At 56.4% G+C, this 17,650-nt stretch carries 16 protein-coding genes; 1 reads left to right on the forward strand and 15 read right to left on the reverse strand.

From position 1 onward, the window contains the following. Window positions 1-11 precede the first annotated feature (11 nt). From phnK to phnF, 6 genes are read right to left on the reverse strand one after another with little or no spacing between them, the layout of a single operon-like run. Window positions 12-773 carry a phosphonate C-P lyase system protein PhnK gene (gene phnK / locus F3J38_RS12480; RefSeq protein ID WP_038646247.1) on the reverse strand — a complete coding sequence of 254 codons (762 nt, stop codon included), beginning with the start codon at window positions 771-773 and terminating at the stop codon, window positions 12-14. Continuing rightward, window positions 763-1,611, reverse strand: coding sequence for an alpha-D-ribose 1-methylphosphonate 5-phosphate C-P-lyase PhnJ (locus F3J38_RS12485; RefSeq protein ID WP_167138780.1), 849 nt, complete (start codon window positions 1,609-1,611; stop codon window positions 763-765). The genes phnK and F3J38_RS12485 overlap by 11 nt, the downstream gene beginning before the upstream one ends. Beyond that, the gene (locus tag F3J38_RS12490; RefSeq protein WP_167138782.1) at window positions 1,604-2,680 is read right to left on the reverse strand and encodes a carbon-phosphorus lyase complex subunit; all 1,077 of its coding nucleotides are present in this window, start codon (window positions 2,678-2,680) and stop codon (window positions 1,604-1,606) included. Before F3J38_RS12490 ends, F3J38_RS12485 begins: the two co-directional genes overlap by 8 nt. Then, window positions 2,680-3,255, reverse strand: a complete 576-nt coding sequence (gene phnH, locus F3J38_RS12495; protein WP_167138784.1) for a phosphonate C-P lyase system protein PhnH — start codon at window positions 3,253-3,255, stop codon at window positions 2,680-2,682. The genes F3J38_RS12490 and phnH overlap by 1 nt, the downstream gene beginning before the upstream one ends. Continuing rightward, window positions 3,255-3,701 carry a phosphonate C-P lyase system protein PhnG gene (phnG, locus tag F3J38_RS12500; RefSeq protein WP_167138786.1) on the reverse strand — a complete coding sequence of 149 codons (447 nt, stop codon included), beginning with the start codon at window positions 3,699-3,701 and terminating at the stop codon, window positions 3,255-3,257. Before phnG ends, phnH begins: the two co-directional genes overlap by 1 nt. Continuing rightward, window positions 3,698-4,414, reverse strand: coding sequence for a phosphonate metabolism transcriptional regulator PhnF (gene phnF / locus F3J38_RS12505; protein WP_167138890.1), 717 nt, complete (start codon window positions 4,412-4,414; stop codon window positions 3,698-3,700). The genes phnG and phnF overlap by 4 nt, the downstream gene beginning before the upstream one ends. 311 nt (window positions 4,415-4,725) lie before the next feature. On the opposite strand from phnF, the gene F3J38_RS12510 reads away from it, so the two are divergent. Continuing rightward, window positions 4,726-6,891 carry a putative bifunctional diguanylate cyclase/phosphodiesterase gene (locus F3J38_RS12510; protein ID WP_167138788.1) on the forward strand — a complete coding sequence of 722 codons (2,166 nt, stop codon included), beginning with the start codon at window positions 4,726-4,728 and terminating at the stop codon, window positions 6,889-6,891. Between the two features lie 40 nt (window positions 6,892-6,931). Here the strand turns inward: F3J38_RS12510 and F3J38_RS12515 are convergent, their stop codons facing one another. The 9 genes from F3J38_RS12515 to F3J38_RS12555 form a co-directional block, all read right to left on the reverse strand. Next, entirely contained in the window at window positions 6,932-7,774 is an 843-nt protein-coding gene (locus F3J38_RS12515; RefSeq protein WP_167138790.1) for an oxidoreductase, read from the reverse strand. Between the two features lie 85 nt (window positions 7,775-7,859). Then, the gene (locus F3J38_RS12520; protein ID WP_167138792.1) at window positions 7,860-9,824 is read right to left on the reverse strand and encodes a hydantoinase B/oxoprolinase family protein; all 1,965 of its coding nucleotides are present in this window, start codon (window positions 9,822-9,824) and stop codon (window positions 7,860-7,862) included. A 1-nt stretch (window position 9,825) separates the two neighbouring features. Then, window positions 9,826-11,874: a hydantoinase/oxoprolinase family protein gene (locus F3J38_RS12525; RefSeq protein WP_167138794.1), complete on the reverse strand. Its 2,049-nt coding sequence runs from the start codon at window positions 11,872-11,874 to the stop codon at window positions 9,826-9,828. A gap of 18 nt (window positions 11,875-11,892) precedes the next feature. Then, window positions 11,893-12,339, reverse strand: a complete 447-nt coding sequence (locus tag F3J38_RS12530) for a GNAT family N-acetyltransferase (RefSeq protein WP_167138796.1) — start codon at window positions 12,337-12,339, stop codon at window positions 11,893-11,895. A 241-nt stretch (window positions 12,340-12,580) separates the two neighbouring features. Then, window positions 12,581-13,093, reverse strand: coding sequence for an Lrp/AsnC family transcriptional regulator (locus F3J38_RS12535; protein WP_167138798.1), 513 nt, complete (start codon window positions 13,091-13,093; stop codon window positions 12,581-12,583). Between the two features lie 141 nt (window positions 13,094-13,234). After that, a complete protein-coding gene (gene gabT / locus F3J38_RS12540; protein ID WP_167138800.1) occupies window positions 13,235-14,551 on the reverse strand; it encodes a 4-aminobutyrate--2-oxoglutarate transaminase in 1,317 nt (438 codons plus the stop codon). 115 nt (window positions 14,552-14,666) lie between these two features. After that, window positions 14,667-15,800, reverse strand: a complete 1,134-nt coding sequence (locus F3J38_RS12545; protein WP_205298247.1) for a M20 aminoacylase family protein — start codon at window positions 15,798-15,800, stop codon at window positions 14,667-14,669. A gap of 7 nt (window positions 15,801-15,807) precedes the next feature. Next, a complete protein-coding gene (locus tag F3J38_RS12550) occupies window positions 15,808-16,734 on the reverse strand; it encodes a 2-hydroxyacid dehydrogenase (protein WP_167138803.1) in 927 nt (308 codons plus the stop codon). Beyond that, window positions 16,734-17,579 carry a GNAT family N-acetyltransferase gene (locus F3J38_RS12555; RefSeq protein ID WP_167138805.1) on the reverse strand — a complete coding sequence of 282 codons (846 nt, stop codon included), beginning with the start codon at window positions 17,577-17,579 and terminating at the stop codon, window positions 16,734-16,736. The genes F3J38_RS12550 and F3J38_RS12555 overlap by 1 nt, the downstream gene beginning before the upstream one ends. Window positions 17,580-17,650 lie beyond the last annotated feature (71 nt).

A 17,650-nucleotide genomic window follows, 5' to 3' on the forward strand; every position in this document is an offset into this window, starting at 1 on the left:
TCCTGATGAAGTTAAGCCAGCACCGATGAAACCAGCAGTTGCGTGTAGGGATGGTGCGGATCGTCCAGCACCCGGTCGGTCAGACCGCTCTCCACCACCTTGCCCTGCTTCATCACCAGTAGCCGATGCGCCAACAAGCGCGCCACGCCGAGATCGTGGGTGACGATCACCACCGCCAGATTGAGCTCGCGCACCAGAGTACGCAGCAGGTCCAGCAGTCGCGCCTGTACTGACACATCCAACCCGCCGGTTGGCTCATCCATAAACACCAGCGTGGGTTGCGTCACCAGGTTGCGTGCAATCTGTAAACGCTGCTGCATACCGCCGGAGAAGGTGGTCGGTAAATCGTCAATACGGTTGGCGGGGATCTCAACGTCCTGCAACCAGCGCATCGCCTCTTTACGGATATCGCCGTAATGACGTTGGCCCACGGCCATCAAGCGCTCACCAATGTTGCCGCCTGCGGTGACCTGCGGGCGCAAACCATCCAGCGGATGCTGATGCACTACGCCCCACTCGGTACGCAACAGGCGGCGGCGGTCGCTCTCACTCAGTTGATAAAGATCCTGAGCACGATAAAGAATATTGCCCTGCTGCGGCGCTAAGCGTGCTGACAGGCTGCGCAACAAGGTGGTTTTGCCGGAACCGGACTCCCCCACAATGCCCAATACTTCACCGGGATAGAGTTCAAAGCTCACGTCTTCAAAACCTTTACCTGGCGCATATAGATGTGTCAGGTTGTTGACCGCAAGCAGCGGCTGTTCACTGTGCATGCTGTTGTTCCTGCTGCTGGTGGCAAAAATCGGTATCGGAGCAGACAAACATGCGCGTACCGGCATCATCCATTACCACCTCATCGAGGTAGCTGTGGCGCGAACCGCACAGGGCACAGGGTTCATCCCAGCTTTGTACGGTGAACGGGTGATCGTCGAAATCGAGGCTTTCCACTTTGGTATAAGGCGGCAAGGCATAAATGCGTTTTTCACGCCCCGCGCCAAACAGCTGTAGCGCAGGCATCATGTGCATTTTCGGGTTATCGAATTTCGGAATCGGCGAAGGGTCCATCACGTAGCGATCGTTGACCTTCACTGGATAGGCATAAGTGGTGGCGATATGGCCGTAGCGCGCGATATCTTCATACAGTTTCACTTGCATGATCCCGTACTCTTCCAGCGCATGCATGGTGCGGGTTTCAGTCTCGCGCGGCTCGATGAAGCGCAGTGGCTCTGGGATTGGCACCTGGAAAATCAGCACCTGATCTTCCTGCAACGGCGTCTCCGGAATACGGTGACGCGTCTGGATCAGCGTGGCGTCTTTGGTGGCTTCAGTCGTCGCTGCGCCACTGACACGCTGGAAGAAGCGGCGGATCGATACGGCGTTAGTGGTGTCATCCGCGCCCTGGTCAATCACCTTCAGCACGTCGCTGCCACCGATGATGCTGGCGGTAATCTGGATCCCGCCGGTGCCCCAGCCGTAAGGCATCGGCATTTCACGTCCGGCAAACGGCACCTGATAGCCTGGAATGGCGACGGCTTTGAGGATCGCGCGCCGAATGGTACGTTTGGTCTGCTCATCCAGATAGCCGTTGTTATAGCCGGTTAACTCACTCATCTTTCTGCTCCTGAACCTGTTCGCGCAGCCGCTTCAGCAACTCAAGCTCCGCCTGGAAATCGACGTAGTGCGGCAGTTTCAGATGCGAAACAAAGCCCGCCGCTTCCACATTGTCGGCATGCGACAGAACAAACTCTTCGTCCTGCGCCGGGCCGGCAATACGTTCGTTGTACTCCGGGGCTTGTAAGGCGCGATCTACCAGCGCCATCGCCATGGCTTTGCGCTCTGAACGGCCAAACACCAGGCCGTAACCGCGGGTGAAGTGCGGTGCACCCTCGGTTTGCGTGGTGAAGCCGTTAACCATTTCACATTCGGTCAGCAGGATTTCACCGATATCGATGTCGAAACCCAGCTCTTCCGGGCAGATCGAAACGCTGAGATAGCCGGTACGGATTTCGCCAGCAAACGGGTGGTTGCGGCCATATCCGCGCTGCGTGGAGTAGCCGAGCGCCAGCAAGAAACCTTCGTCGCCGCGCACCAGCTGTTGCAGGCGTGCCGCGCGCGTGGCGGGATAACCGGGTGGTTCGCGGGTGATATCGCAAGGCTCGCTGCCATCATCCTCTTCGCGCGCTGCCAGGCCCTCTCTGGTCATCATGCTGAACACATGCGGGCAATGCTCTGGCAGCGCCTGATCGTCACGCGGTGCCGACGGGGTTTCACCGTTAGCCAGCAGCGTGAAGTCGAGCAGTCGATGGCTGTAATCGTAGGTGGGACCAAGTACCTGACCACCCGGCAAATCTTTGTACACCGCCGAGATACGGCGTTCGAGGCGCATCTCATCGGTTTCCAGCGCCAGACTGTCGGCCAAACGTGGCAAGGTAGTGCGATAGGCGCGTAGCAGGAAAATGGCTTCGACCAGGTCGCCACTGGCTTGTTTAATCGCCAAGGCCGCTAATTGTGGATCGTAGATACCGCCTTCGGTCATCACCCGGTCAACCGCTAATCCGAGTTGCTGAGCCACCTGATCGCAGCCCAGTTCAGCCACCTTACGGTCGCCACGGCGCAAATCGGTCTGTAGCTCATGGGCGCTGGCTATCGCCTTTTCGCCCCCTTTAACCGCAACGTACATCAGCACACCTCCACGTCAGTGGTGCGAGGTAGTGCCATCATCGCTTCACCGCAGGTGAAAATCAGATCCACGCCCAGTGGGAACGGATGTGGACGCTCGCGCAGATAGGTCAGAATCGCTTCCGGAAGCTGCGGGGCAATAGCACGAGATTCACGCAGGCCAGGACCGGAAAGGCGCAGGGTTAACCCCCCATTTAAAGCCGGCACTTCAATGATGAGCGTGGTGCTTTTTTCCGGTGACATATTGTCACCCGGCGCAAACAGCGCAGGATCCGGGTTCGAAGCAGCATGGGTTAAAGCAAACGGCGCATGGCGCTCTTCAACAATGGGTACGCCCGTATGGAAACGCAGGTTGTTACGCACGGTCTCGCTGTCTACGCGACTATCCAGCCACAACGCACTCTCCTGATCGACCAACGTCAGCAATACTGCAGTGGCAGCCGGTGACAGATCGCCCCACCCCTGCTCCAAAGGTAATGAAACCATCACACCCGGCTCGCTCATGGCTTTAAGAATGCGGCGGAAGGCACGCTGTGAATCGGCAACCGGATGGTTAAAACTGGCCAGTAATGTCATTAGTTATCTCCGCGAACCAGCGTAAAGAAATCAACTTTAGAACTGGCGATTTCACGCGCGCGCAGCTGACGCTGTTCTTCGCGCAGTGCTGCCAGTGGGGCAATCAATTTTTCTTGCAACAGCGCGTGGGTTTCCGGCTGTTGCAGCAGCGCATCAATCAATGCGCAGCGTTCGGCATGGGCCTTATCACGGCCTAATACGTAACTAAACCCGAGGGTGCCGTCGTGCAGTTTCACCACCGCGCGTGTGACCGTGGCATCGCCCATCACAAAGCGTTTACCGCTGCCCCCCATACGCGCTTGCAGGCGCGTTAACCCCGTTTCGGCTGGACGGACACGCTCAAAATCGGCGTTGAGATGCAGCGTCTGCCAGTGCGCATCGAGCTGGCTGGCTTCACTGTGCGCCAGCACCGAGAGCCAATGCTGGCGGGCTGTTTGCTGTTTCATTCATGCTCCAGAGTCAGTTCAATCATGTCGCCACGCGTCAGGCTGACGGAGTATTCCGCTACCAGAACGTCGCGGTGTTTATTCAACGTGCGGACACACAGCAGCGGCGACTGCAGGGCAATCTCCAGCTGTTTACACTCTTTCGCCTGTGCGCGGCGGGTGCTGATACGGGTTTGCGAACGGGTTAAATCCAGCCCCAAGTGCTGCTGCATAAAGTCGTGCAGCGAGCCGTTCTGAAACTGCTGCAGTGTTGGCCACCAGCTCAATTCAGGCAGAAAGTGGTTAATCACACACACCGGTACGCCATTGACACGGCGCAGAGTGCGCAGATGAATCACGTTGTCGCCTTCATTGATGGCCAAGGCGCTGGCCACATCGCTGCTGGCCGGACGCAGCACCGCCAGCAGACGCTCACTGGTGGGATGGCTGCCCTGCTCCAGCAGGTTCTGGCTGAAGCGCGCCTGGGCATGCAGTGGGTAATCATAGGGACGCATCAATACCAGGATGCCCACACCATGACGACGTTGCAGCAAACCTTTATTGACCAACTCATCTACCGCACGGCGCAGCGTGTGACGGTTCACTTCATAGTGATCGGCCAGCTGTTGTTCGGAAGGCAGATAGTCACCACAGCGATAGCGCTCTTGCAGTGCCTGCTCCAGTTGGGCGGCGACCGCCTGATACACAGTGGTCGGATGTCTGGATATCTCCATCACGCTCAATACCTCATTCGCTTCAGGTTGAGGAACGCAGCGAAGGTGGCTGCGGGATGGCGACTACAGTGCGCGAGCCAGATGACAGCGCCGTGACGACTCAATGACGCGGGGATGAATTTGCTTTAGGGCAGCAGAATTGAAGCGAAACGGCTGCTGTTTTAATAAAAAATTTTTAACTGTAACCTTTGTGACAATGTTCAAAAAATTATCACTTATTTTCACCGCTTTATCCCTTCCCTTACAGGATGCAGCTTGCGTAAAGTCTGCTAACGTTATTAATGAGCCCTCCTTGTCACGCGAACTCTAAAATGATTAATACAATCAAACTGTCAGATGGATTCAGACGTAATTTTGTTCGGGAAGTGATTTTGCCGCTGGTGGCGATTTTGGCGTTAACCTTTGCCGGAGCGGGCGTTGGCCTGTTCTGGGGCACCTCTTTGAGCAATGAACAGGCACGCGATCAACAGCAACGCATGATCGAAGCCTCCTTTGCGCAGAGTCTGAGTGAGCATCTACGCCAACTGCGCAGCCTGACGCGTTGGTCTCCGCTCGCTCAACAACTCGCTTCACCGACCCCAGACTTCAACTGGCTGGATCAAAATGTCGGTAACTGGCTCTATGACATGTTCGATCACCAGTTGATCATGCTGTTGGATCGTGACAACCAACCGCTGGCAGTATGGCGTAACGGTCAGCGGGTCTCTGGTGAGAACATTGGTCACTATTTGCAGGACATGACCAACAGTCCACTGGTGAGAAGCAGCGATGAAGTGGCAGGCCCGTCCGACCGTGCTGATTTTGTGCGCATAGGACAGCGCGCGGCGGCGCTGGCGGTGGGGGATATCAGCAGCACAGCCGAAGCCGGACGCTACCGACTGGTAAGCATTAAATTCCTCGATGACGGCTATTTACGTAATCTGGCGGATCGCAGTCAGCTGCAACAACTGCATTTTAGCGACGGTGCGCCGCAGCCCGGCAAAGATGCGCTTTACCAGCTCAACTCTCAGCAAGGCGATGCTGTGGGTTATCTGAGTTGGCAACCGGATAAACCCGGTGCGCAGATGCTGCGCATGCTGGGCCCTTCAACGCTGCTGTCCGTGGTGCTAATTACGTTGCTCTGTCTGTTTATGGTGCGTCGAATCTGGACATCATCGCTTAATTTGTCGCAATCACTGTTGAAGCTGGGCGCCAGCGAAGCTCAGGCGCAGCATCTGGCCTTTCATGATGTGCTGACGGGCCTGCCGAATCGTGCCTTGGTGGAAGATCGCTTAACGCAAGCGCTGGCCGCCTCTGTCCGACACGATCAGCGTGTGGCGCTGCTGTTGTTGGATCTCGACCGATTTAAGAATATCAACGACACCTACGGTCATCATGCTGGGGATGAGTTAATTATTGAGGTCGCACGCCGTCTCACTCACATTTTGCGCTTGAGCGACACCGTGGGCCGTATAGGCGGCGATGAGTTTATTGTAGTCATGCCCGAAGTGGATAACATCGGCCAAGTGCAAGCACTGGCAAAGCGTATCATCAGTGTGCTAAGTGAGCCTTATGAATTGCAAGGCAGTGAAGTTTGGGTGGGCGTGAGTGTCGGTCTTGCACTGGCACCGAAAGATGGCATTGATCGCCTGGAATTAATGCGTAAAGCCGATATTGCGTTGTACGAAGCGAAAAACAGCGGACGGGGTCAGTATCGTCAATTTGAGAAAGTGATGGACGAGTCCCTGCGCACCCGGCAACAGATGGCGACCGATCTGCGTCAGGCGCTGGTGAATTTTACCGGGTTAGCCGTGTGGTATCAGCCGTTGATGGAAATCAGCGGGCAGCGGGTGGTGGGGCTGGAAGCCCTGCTACGTTGGCAGCATCCGGTGCGCGGGGAGGTTTCACCCGGTGATTTTATCGCTATTGCTGAAGAAACCGGAATGATCATTCCCCTGGGGGAATGGGTATTACGAGAAGCCTGCAAAACCTCGCTGAAACTGCCGCAGGTCATTGTCGCCGTGAATGTCTCCCCGGTGCAGTTCCGTGCCAGCGGCTTTGTGGAGCGTATTATCGAGATAGTGCGCGAAGAAGGCGCCAATCCGCACCATATGGAACTGGAGATCACTGAAGGCGTGCTGATTGAAGATGAACACGAAGCGCGTAACAGCATTATCGCATTGCGCGAAGCGGGTTTCCGCATCGCTCTGGATGATTTTGGCACCGGCTACTCCAGCCTGAATTACCTGAGCACCTTCCCGGTGGATAAAATCAAAATTGATCGCTCCTTTACGCAGTCACTCGGTGTGGCGCAGAACTCCACCGCGATTGTCGAATCAGTAGTGCGTCTCGGCCACGCCATGGGGTTGACCGTGACGGCCGAAGGTGTAGAAACGGAGGGGCAGAAAAATGCCCTTGCCGATGCAGGCTGCAATCAACTGCAAGGGTATCTCTTCAGCCAGGCAGTGCCCTTTGAAGAGATTAAGAAGATGGTATAAGCGCCTCGGCAGGGCGCCAGACATGGCGCCCTGGGACAGGTTAAGACGGGAAATCGGTATCAATGGATGTCTGCTTCCAGGCTTCGATCTGCGCTAAGCGCTCTTTTAGCTTGTTGGTCACCGCGTCATATCCCCATGCTCCCATCACTAAATGGCGCGGGGGATTGTCATGTTCGGTGATGGCAATCATCGCGGTGGCAGCCCGTGCCGGATCACCGGCTTGAGTGCCACTGTATTCGGACGTGGCTTTCATGCGTGCGGCGGCGGTATCGGCATACTCTGGCAACGTGCTTGGCGTCTGGTGCAGCGAGCGTCCAGCCCAGTCAGTGCGGAACGGGCCGGGTTCAACGCAAGTGACATGAATACCCAATGGCGCGGCCTCGAGTGCCAGTGAATCAGACCATCCTTCGACTGCATGTTTGCTGGCGGAGTAATAACCCGAACTGGCGAAACCAATAAAACCGGCCACTGAAGTGATGTTGATAACGTGTCCACGTCGCTGTTTACGCATCGCAGGCAGTACCGCACGAGTTAAAGCAAACAAGCCAAACACGTTGGCATCAAATTGAGCGCGGATCTCTTTTTCATCGCCCTCCTCTACTGAACTCTGATAACCGTAACCCGCATTATTTACCAGCACATCGACGGTGCCGAACGCCTCAAGTGCAGCCTTGACGGCTTGATCAATGCTGCCCTGGTCGGTGACATCCAGCGCCACGGCCAATGCGTTATCATGTCCGCTCACCAGATCTTGCACTTTCGCGGGGTCGCGTGCCGTGACCACGGTTTTGAAGCCGCGCGCGATGGTTTGTTGCGCCAGTTCACGACCGAAGCCGGTAGAACAACCCGAAATAAACCACACGGGTGTATTTGCTGAAGCCATAGTGACGTCCCCTTAAATGCGCCCGATGAACCGCCACCGGGCAAGGTCAATAACTATGGCAAAGCACCACAACCACGATTAGCGCTTAGTGCGACTGATTCATCATCGCAGGATAACGCTGCTGTAACGCCTGGAAAATCTCTGCCATGGGACGTTCGCTATCCACCTCCACCGCGGTAAACACCTGCTGCTTGAGGAAGTGTCGCCAACTGATCGGTGCATCAGCCAGAAAAGTCGTGAGCAACTGGTAACGCGCTGGCGTCCACACCCGCTCAAATGCCGACCGTGCTGGGCCGTGATCAAAATGCTGTGTCGCACGCGTGCGCATCTCTGCCCGCAATCGGGCGGTGGCAGCCTGATCAACCTCACCGTCCACCATCGCGACGCCGTAACGCTCACGGGCGACCTGCGGGGAAACAAATCCACAGCGCACATCTTGCAGCACGGCGGCCATATCGCGCTCCACGGGAAGGCCGTAACCGCCAGCACCCGGCCCGCGCACTTCAACGATATCGCCCGGCTGGCAACGAATCACGTCAGTGTTGCCATGCTCGATCGCCACCCCATCCCGTAGCGTGCGGAAGTGAGACAAAGCCCCCGACTCCCCGCCCAATACTCCCGCTGAAGCGAACACTGAACGGTTGCGGTTGCGCGCCGTCACCGTGGTATTGGGTGCAAAGACCTCAAACGCCATTTCGGTGGCTAGACCACCACGATAACGTCCCGCACCCGCGCTGTCGGCCGCTAAACCGTAACGATGGAAATGAATCGGCACTTCCGCTTCATTGATCTCAATCGGTGTATTTTTCAGGAAGGCTGACAGTCCTCCCGAACCATCAGGACCATCGTGTCGTGGCGTGCCACCCGCACCGCCGCCCACCGGGCCAAGCGATGCCACCACGCTGCGATTCTGGCTGTCGCTGGTGCGAATGTTCATGATGGAGTTGCCGCCCGGTGAGTTAGCGGGCAAGCGATCAGGTAATGCCTGAGAAAACACGCCAATCGTGGCAATCTGCGACAAGGCACAGGTTAACGAACGCATACCCACCGCAGCTGGGGCTTCACAGTTCATTACTGTGCCTGGAGGCAAGATGGCACGCGTAGGTCGCAGCGTGCCCGCGTTAAGCAGCAGATTGCGGTCCAGCGTCGAAAGAACATAGGTTACCCCCACCAGCGCAAGTGGGTGCCGTTCACGCCCACCGGTTGGCATGTTCAGTGATGACGCTAATTGCGGATCGCTGCCAGTGTAATCCAGTTCCAGCGTGTCGCCAGTGATACGCAGCGTGATCGCTACGCGGCATGGAAAGCCACCTTCGCCATCTTCATCGGCAAAGTCGGCATAGAAATACTCCCCATCCGGGATAGTGGCGATGATGCTCCGCGCTTGCGCTTCGGCATAATCAAGAATGCCCTCAATGCCCTGCAGGAAATCATCAATACCAAAGCGCGCAATAATGTCATGGATCTTGCGCTCGCCCACATTCACCGACGCAATTTGCGCTTTGAAATCGCCCCAGTTTTGATCCGGCACGCGCACGTTCAGGCGCATAATGCTGGCCACTTCTTCATTCAGCTCACCGTTACGCACAATTTTTAGCGGCGGAATACGTATCCCTTCCTGCACGATGTCGGTTAGCGAGCGCGACAGCGAAGCCGGTACCGCACCGCCCACGTCGGTGTTGTGAATGTGACCGACCACAAAGCATACGATCTCGCCGGCGTGAAACACCGGCTTCCAGATATGAATATCCGGCGAGTGCGTTGCCACGTTACCCGCGTAGGAGTCGTTGGTGATGCAGATATCACCTTCCTCATAGCTATCGATGAATGCCAGTACCGGGCCGTAATCGATGCCGCTGTACCAAGGGGCGCCAAAGCTGCGCGGCGAGGCGAACGCCATGCCGTCACGGCTGACAATTTGGCAAGAGAAATCCTCCGTCTCTTTCACAAACGTCGAGTGCGCGGTGCGCATCAGGGTAAACGCCATGGCATCCGCGGCGGCGGCACAATAGTTAGCCAGAATTTGCAGGTTACGTCCGTCAATTGCCATGTTAGTTCGCCTCCACGGGGGTGATCAGCAGGTTGCCGAAGTTATCTAAGTCCACCTGCATGCCAGGCGGAACGCAAGTGGTGCAGTCATCTTGCGCAATGATCACCGGGCCAAACAGGTGGTGCCCGGCAAGGAGACTGGCGCGTAGCACCACATCAACCTGATGCGATGCGCCATCTATCCATGCACTGACCTGTTTCGACACCTCAACGGGCGCACTGGCAGTGGCCAGCGTGTTAAGCATCGGTTTTGGCGTAGGTGATGCAATCACCAAACGTAGGTTTATGATCTGTACTGGCGCGCCAGCATCAAAGTGACCAAAGAGTTGCTGGTGTTGGCGGTCAAAGGCAGCATGCAGTGCACTGACATTCGCCTGTGTTAGCCACTCAGGCTCCAGAGCGACTTCGATCTCAAACGACTGGCCGCGATAGCGCATATCAGCGCTATAGTGCAGGGTAAATGGCATATGGGCGCCGTGTTGTTCGCTCAACCAGTGGCGTGCACGCTGGCTCAGGGCATCGGCTTCTGTCGCCAGACTGTCGGCCAGCATGGCATCAAGATCGCTATACAGTGTGCGAATAAAGTCGTTGCGGATATCCGCCACCAGACCGCCCAGTGCAGACAGCACACCTGGCGTCGGTGGCACGATGACGCCTTTCATATTCAGTTCACGAGCAAGGAAGCAGCCCATCATTGGACCGGCACCGCCAAAGGCCAGGAACCAAAATTCACGCGGGTCCAGCCCAAAGCGAGACAGCAATCCACTGGTGTCACCGTACATGCTGGAGATCGCCAGCTCAATGGCGGTTTCAGCGGTCTCTTCCACCGTAATACCTAACCGTTCTGCCAGTGGCTGCCATGCGGCACGGGCAGCGGCAACATCCACTTTCACGGCGTTGTAGCCGAGATCGCCGTGTCCGATCATGCCACAGGCGGCAAAGGCATCGGTGGCGGTGGGTTGCGTGCCGCCACGCTGGAAACACACCGGTCCAGGCAAGGATCCCGCACTGTCCGGCCCCATTTGTAGGACGCCCTGGTTGTCGATCCACGCCAACGAACCGCCGCCTTGGCCCACCGAGGTGACAGCCACCGACGGAATGTAGATCGGAAAGTCACCGATGATTTCGCCGTTGCCTTGTGCCACCTGCCCATCAACAATCACCGCCACATCGGCACTGGTGCCACCAATATCCAGACTGAGGATCTTGTCGAACCCGCAGGCACTGGCGAGGAAGCTGGCACCAATGACACCCGATGCTGTTCCCGACAGCACCATCTGCACGCATTCGCTTTTCGCCTGTTCTACCCCCATCACACCACCATTGGATTTCGTGATGCGCGGTGGTGACTGTACGCCCATGGTTTGTAAGGCGCGTTCAAACGATTCCAGGTAGTGAATCACCATCGGCTGGACGTAGGCATTGATGGTGGCAGTAATGGTGCGCTCGTACTCGCGGATAATCGGCCAGATATCTGCCGAACAGGACGTGAGAAGTTCAGGTGCCACCTCTTCAATAATGGCTTTCACTGCGGCTTCATTGTGGCGATTGCGATAGCTGTGCAGGAGCGACACCACAATCCCCTGACAACCCGCCGCGCGCGCCATGTCGATAGCCGTGATCACGCTCTGACGATCCACTGGCTGCAATACGTTGCCATGGCGGTCAGTACGCTCTTTGATGGCATATACCCGGTCGCGTGAAATGAGAGGAGCGGGACGCCGTGAGAACAAATCGTGGATATGTGGGATCTTGAGGCGCGCCAGCTCAAGCACATCACAAAAGCCGTCGGTGGCAAACAGGGCCAACCTTACCCCGCGCTGCTGGATCACCGCGTTGATGCCCACGGTGGTGCCATGGGTAAAGTAGTCAATATGCTGGGGTTCTATACCCTCACGCTGCTGCAACTGCGCCAATCCCGTCAAAATCTCGCTGCCTGGCTGATCCGGCCGCGACAGCACTTTTAAGGTATGAATCTGATTAGTCTGTTCATTCAGCACGGCGAAATCGGTAAACGATCCGCCAATATCAACGCCAACGCGGTAACCCATGGTGAGAAAACTCCATTATCAGGAGAGTGGAAATTCCATCAGTTTTTGTGGATCCTGCACCACACGCCAGCCAAGGCGCTGATACAGCTGATGGGCATCATTGGTGGAAAGCATCCAGCGGTGCACGGTGGCGAGTTCCGGGTGCGCACGCACGCAGGTCGCCAGCCAGCTACCCAGCCCGTGCCCCCGCCAGTTCTCGTCAATCATCACATCGCATAGCCAGCCGAAACGGGTGTAATCCGTCACCAGCCGTGCAAAACCAATTTGCTGCTGTTGGTGATACACGCCAAACGGCAGCGAACCGGCAAAAGCACGTTCGGTTTTGGCACGAGGCTGGTCCTTGGCCCAATAAGATTTCTCCACCAGCTGTTGGTGGATATAGTTCATATCGAGGCGCTGACGTTCGGTGGAGATAGTGAAGTCGTCGCGCTGCCAGAGTTGGTCGGCAATGGTCAGGACGGTCATGGCAACTCCTTGTAAAGGGATAAATTAAGTGTACGGATGAGCAGGCACACGGCGCGCTTAAAGCCATGGTTGGAACAGTAAAGATAAAGGGAATTTCGGGCAGGGAAGAAATTTTATGCTGTGAGGTTTTGCAGACGAAAATGGGTAGCGGCGCAATTTACTGGGTGTTTTCCAGCGCTAAAGTTGCTGAATGAAACCCGCGCGATAAATCGCGCCGCTATAGTTTGAGGTGCGGGACAAATTACACCCCAAAATCCACGGGATTATGCCTGGCAATCAGCGAACGTAACGGCACGCTGCTTTTCATAATCGGTGACTTAATCACGATATAGCTGAAGTACTTATCGATGCCGATTTGTGCATCGAGCATCTTCTCAATCACTTCCTGGTAATGCTCAATGCTGCGGGTTATAAAACGCAGCAAATAGTCGTAGCCACCCGTAATCAAATGGCACTCCATCAACTCATCCACATCACGTACCGCATTTTCGAACTTCATAAAATCTTCGCGGCGATGACCCGAAAGCGTGACCTCGGTGAAGACCGTCACGGAGTCGGTGATTTTGGTCAGATTGATGTGGGCTTCATATCCGGTGATAAAACCGGCTTGTTCGAGGCGTTTCACCCGTTGCAAGCAGGGGCTAGGCGAAAGTCCAACGGCATCGGCGAGATTGACGTTGCTGATACGGCCATCTTTTTGTAATTGCACCAAAATGTTGATGTCGATGCGGTCTAATTTCATTAAGCCGTTCATAGCACCCCTCATTGTTGACCAATTGCGCAGGTTGTGACAAAGGTATAACACGCTTTGACGTGGCGGCGCTAGCGTGCGTGCGCGCCACGTTTTATTTTGGTCTAGTGAATAATTCCAGAAATATCAATGAGGAAGCGGGGTTTATCCTAAACGACCACTGGCGCGTGCCAGCGCAATATCAAAGATATGCAACGCTTCTTCCAGTTGTGAATCTGTGGTCACCAGCGGTGCGAGGAAACGCACCACGTTGCGATGCAGTCCACACTTAATCAGCAACAACCCTTCCTGGCAGGCACAGTCGAGAATTTTCTGCGTCATCGCCGCATCAGGACGTTTGGTTTCGAAGTCGATGATCTCCACCGCCTGCATAAAGCCCACACCACGCACTTCGCCAATACAGGCATACTTTTCAGCCAGTTGCTGCAGGCGTGCATTGAGTTGTTCACCCAGCTGATTACTTCGGGCGAGCAAGTTATCGTTTTCCAGCAGGTCCAGCACCGCCAGCGCAGCCGCACAACCCAGTGCGTTTCCGCCGTAAGTACCACCAAGACCACCCGGCAGCGGCGCATCCATGATCGCGGCTTTACCCACCACACCTGAAATGGGCAAACCGCCACCCAGGCTTTTCGCCACCGTCACCAGGTCTGGAGTGATACCCAGTTGCTGGAAGGCGAACATGGTCCCAGTACGACCAAAACCGGTTTGCACTTCGTCAAGAATCAGCACAATGCCATGTTTTTCGGTGATGCGACGCAGTGCCTGCATAAAGTTAGCCCCAGCAGGCAAGAAGCCGCCGTCACCCTGAACCGGCTCGATGATAATCGCGGCGACGCGTTCCGGCAGGATCTGCACGGCAAAAAGCTGTTCCAGTGCTTGCAGGCAATCCTCATCACTCACACCGTGGAAAGCATTCGGATAAGGTAAGCGATAAACTTCTGACGCAAAGGGTCCGAAGTTCTGCTTATAAGGCTGGCTCATGCCGGTCAATGTGCAGCCCAGCAGCGTACGCCCATGGAAGGCGCCATCAAAGGCGATAATACCGCTACGATTGGTGTGTGCACGGGCAATTTTCACCGCATTTTCTACTGCTTCTGCGCCGCTGGTGAAGAACACGCTTTTATAAGGTTCCCCGTTGCCCACTAGGGTATTCAGGCGTTGGGCTAACTCGATGTAACCGGGATAGGCCACCACCTGGAAACAGGCGTGCGACACCAGCCCTAACTGTTGAGTGACGGCATTGACCACTGCTGGATGGTTATGTCCAACATTGAGTACGCCGATACCACCGACAAAATCAAGATAGCGATTGCCCTCTACGTCCCATACTTCGCTGCCTTTTGCCCGTTCAATCACCAACGGATGCGCGGTGACCACACCGCGTGGCACATTCTGCTCACGCGTATCCAGTAACAGGCCGTTATCGGTATACGTTTGCTGCTCCGCCATGACATTCTGCATTTTAAAAACCCTCATCCACGTAACGTTCGGTTGGCTCAAGTATCGCAACCCGTTGGTTTCTCACGCTGCCGTAATCAGCAAAGCAGCGGCATTTCCTGTCAAAATCTCCGGCCAATCAGCCGGGAAATTCTGCACGCAGCCCGTGACGGGCCATTGCCGTCAACGCCTGAATACCGTGCGGGATCAAAGCATCGTTGAAGTCGTAAGCTGAATGGTGCAAGGGTTGGCTAGGTGCAGAACCGATCCACACATAAGCCCCCGGCCTGGCCAGCAACATAAAGGCAAAATCTTCTGAGGTTAGCGCCGGTTGTTTCGCCGGCTGCGCGGACATTCCCGCCTCTTGCAACGCTCCGAGGGCCTGTTGCGCTGCCTTGACGTTATTGACCGTGGCCGGGTAATAGCGCAGATAGCTGACCTCGGCCTGCAAACCGTGCGCTGCCGTGACATGCTGCGCCATTTCCCGCAGCCGACTTTCAATAATGTCCTGAGCTGCCGGGCTAAAGGTACGCACCGTACCCGTTATGCTGGCCTCGGCTGGGATCATGTTGTGCGAGAATCCTCCCTGCATGCGTGTCACCGTCAGTAAGCCGGGTTCGCAGGGATCAAGCGCACGCGCCACCAAGGTGTTGAGCTGCACAACCAGCTCGCTAGTCGCCAGCAACGTGTCACGCGTCAGGTGCGGTTGTGCGGCATGGCCACCTCCCCCTTTCACCGTGATATCGAAACGGTCAGCCGCCGCCATGATGGCGCCCGGTCGCGTCTGCACCTCACCTAATGGCAGTTCTGGCCAGTTGTGCAGAGCAAATACCGCATCACAGGGGAATTGCTCGAACAGGCCGTCATCGATCATTGCTTTGGCACCCGCCAGCCCCTCCTCTGCCGGTTGGAAAATGAAGACGACCGTGCCTTCAAAGTCCTTCTGCTGAGCCAGTTGGATGGCCGCACCCAGCAGCATCACCGTATGGCCATCGTGACCACAGGCATGGCAGACATTAGCATGCACACTTTTCCACGCTTGTGTGCCGTTATCCTGCATGGGCAGTGCATCCATGTCGGCGCGCAGCCCTATCATGCGTGCGCCGGTTCCGCACTTCAGGACGCCCACCACACCGGTTTTACCCATGCCGCGATGCACCTCTATCCCATGCTCTTGCAGCAGCTGTGCCACAATGTTACTGGTGCGCGTTTCCTGATACCCCAGCTCGGGATGGGCGTGCAGATCCCGTCGCAGAGCGACTAATTGTTCCAGTTGCATCTCAGTATCCCCGTTTGCGATCGATAAGACCGACCATCGGTTCGCCGCGTTGATAGCGGCGCAGGTTGTCGAGCAGCGCCGCCACAGCGCTATCGGTTTGCGTCTGGCTGGCAATATGCGGCGTGAGCCAGATGTCAGGATGCTGCCAGAAAGGATGTTCCGGCGGTAAAGGTTCGGGATCGGTCACATCAAGTACAGCGGCGCTCAATTGTTCGCTGGCCAGTGCCGTGAGCAGATCGTTATGATTTAACTGCGGGCCACGCCCCACCTGCACCAGTGCGGCGCCGGCAGGTAACTGCGCAAACAGTTCAGCGTTGAGCAAACCGCGCGTGCTATCGGTCAACGGCAGCAAACACACCAGAATGTCGCTGTGTGCCAGAAACTCACCCAGTTGCTCTGCGCCATGCCAGCAGCGCACACCCTCGAGTTCACGCGGTGTCCGGCTCCAGCCAGCACAGTCAAACCCTAATGACACCAGCTGCTGCAAAGATGCCTGGCCGAGTTCACCTAAGCCCATTACCCCCACGCGCCGCTGACTGGCGGTACGAATCGGGTGCGTTTGCCACTTTGCTACACGCTGCTGTTGGAAATAGCGCGGCATATCACGATGCAACCCCAACACGGCAAAGGTGACATACTCCACCATGCCTTGCGTCAGGCCGGGTTCGATCATTCGCACCACCGGCAAATTGGGTGGCAGTTGGCTAAGGTCGAACTGATCGGCTCCCGCGCCCACCGACAGTAGCGCTTTAAGATTAGGGAACGTCGCCATGACATCTTCCGGCGGTTGCCAGGCTACCAGCAGTTCAACCTGTTCCGCGTCACCCACATCCGGCCAGATATGCATCTTTACATCCGGCGCATGTTGCGCCAGCCAGCGCTGCCAGTGGGCTCCGCGCGTCGCTTCTGATTTATAAACGATATGCATCAGGCCATCGCCTGGGTCATCAACCCAAACGCCTGCATCTCACCGACTTGCGGCGACCACGGCGTTCCCCGGTACATGGTGGTGGGCGCGTCAACTTTGACCAGCCCCAGTTTTTCCAGCCAGCTCGCTAGTGGTAAAGCCGCATCGGTATCGATGCGCACGAACTCACCGCGCAACCCCTGCATCAGCGCGGCAATCAACGCCTCTGCCACCTCGATATTGCGCGCAATCACCGGGCCAATCGCCCAACCGTGACCAAAGCGGCGCAGGCTGGCAAAACCTTGCACCCGCTGTTGCGCATCATGCAGCAATACCGTTTGATGGTCAGCGATCAGCGTTTGCATCAACTGTGGACGCCACATACCGTGAGCCTGATGGTCTAATTCGGTGAGGAGATCGACTTCATTCGCCTCGACATTACGCAGTGTCAGACCAGTGGGGATGCTCACCGCGGGCACCGCTGCCAGCTCACGTGTCTGATGCTGCTGAATGGTGCCCGTGACCTTAAAGCCGAGCTTCTCATACAGTCCTTGCCCCATTTCCGTCGCATGTAAACGAATCACGGCGTCCGGAAATTTTTCCATCACGGCCAGCATCAGCTGTTTGCCAATGCCACGCCCTTGGCAGGTGGGATTCACCACCACCAAGCCAATGGTTGCTGCCTGTTCACCCCAACGCCAGCCAAAGGCGCTGCCGACAAATTTACCCTGTTCCTCAGCGACCACGCCTTCACCCAATGCCAACGCCTGCTGCCAGTCTTCACGACGATGCGGCCATTTGAGCTGTTGGGTGATGGCATAGCCGTGTTCAATATCGTCCTGCGTCATGGCGCGTAATGTGATCATCTGCTGCTCCTTTCGTGTAAAACGCACCTGCGATGTAGCGGCGCCATTTATTGCGCGAGCGGTTTCACCCT

The organism is Candidatus Pantoea formicae, assembly GCF_011752625.1.
Lineage (GTDB): Bacteria > Pseudomonadota > Gammaproteobacteria > Enterobacterales > Enterobacteriaceae > Pantoea > Pantoea formicae.

Bases quoted from the DNA above. Each gene is read 5' to 3' on its own strand.
- F3J38_RS12530 (WP_167138796.1), bottom strand. From the start codon at position 12,339: ATGACCGTCCTGACCATTGCCGACCAACTCTGGCAGCGCGACGACTTC.
- F3J38_RS12535 (WP_167138798.1), bottom strand. From the start codon at position 13,093: ATGAACGGCTTAATGAAATTAGACCGCATCGACATCAACATTTTGGTG.
- F3J38_RS12515 (WP_167138790.1), bottom strand. From the start codon at position 7,774: ATGGCTTCAGCAAATACACCCGTGTGGTTTATTTCGGGTTGTTCTACC.
- F3J38_RS12555 (WP_167138805.1), bottom strand. From the start codon at position 17,579: ATGATCACATTACGCGCCATGACGCAGGACGATATTGAACACGGCTAT.
- gabT (WP_167138800.1), bottom strand. From the start codon at position 14,551: ATGCAGAATGTCATGGCGGAGCAGCAAACGTATACCGATAACGGCCTG.
- F3J38_RS12525 (WP_167138794.1), bottom strand. From the start codon at position 11,874: ATGGGTTACCGCGTTGGCGTTGATATTGGCGGATCGTTTACCGATTTC.
- phnF (WP_167138890.1), bottom strand. From the start codon at position 4,414: ATGGAGATATCCAGACATCCGACCACTGTGTATCAGGCGGTCGCCGCC.
- F3J38_RS12490 (WP_167138782.1), bottom strand. From the start codon at position 2,680: ATGTACGTTGCGGTTAAAGGGGGCGAAAAGGCGATAGCCAGCGCCCAT.
- phnG (WP_167138786.1), bottom strand. From the start codon at position 3,701: ATGAAACAGCAAACAGCCCGCCAGCATTGGCTCTCGGTGCTGGCGCAC.
- phnH (WP_167138784.1), bottom strand. From the start codon at position 3,255: ATGACATTACTGGCCAGTTTTAACCATCCGGTTGCCGATTCACAGCGT.
- F3J38_RS12550 (WP_167138803.1), bottom strand. From the start codon at position 16,734: ATGCATATCGTTTATAAATCAGAAGCGACGCGCGGAGCCCACTGGCAG.
- phnK (WP_038646247.1), bottom strand. From the start codon at position 773: ATGCACAGTGAACAGCCGCTGCTTGCGGTCAACAACCTGACACATCTA.
- F3J38_RS12485 (WP_167138780.1), bottom strand. From the start codon at position 1,611: ATGAGTGAGTTAACCGGCTATAACAACGGCTATCTGGATGAGCAGACC.
- F3J38_RS12520 (WP_167138792.1), bottom strand. From the start codon at position 9,824: ATGGCAATTGACGGACGTAACCTGCAAATTCTGGCTAACTATTGTGCC.
- F3J38_RS12510 (WP_167138788.1), top strand. From the start codon at position 4,726: ATGATTAATACAATCAAACTGTCAGATGGATTCAGACGTAATTTTGTT.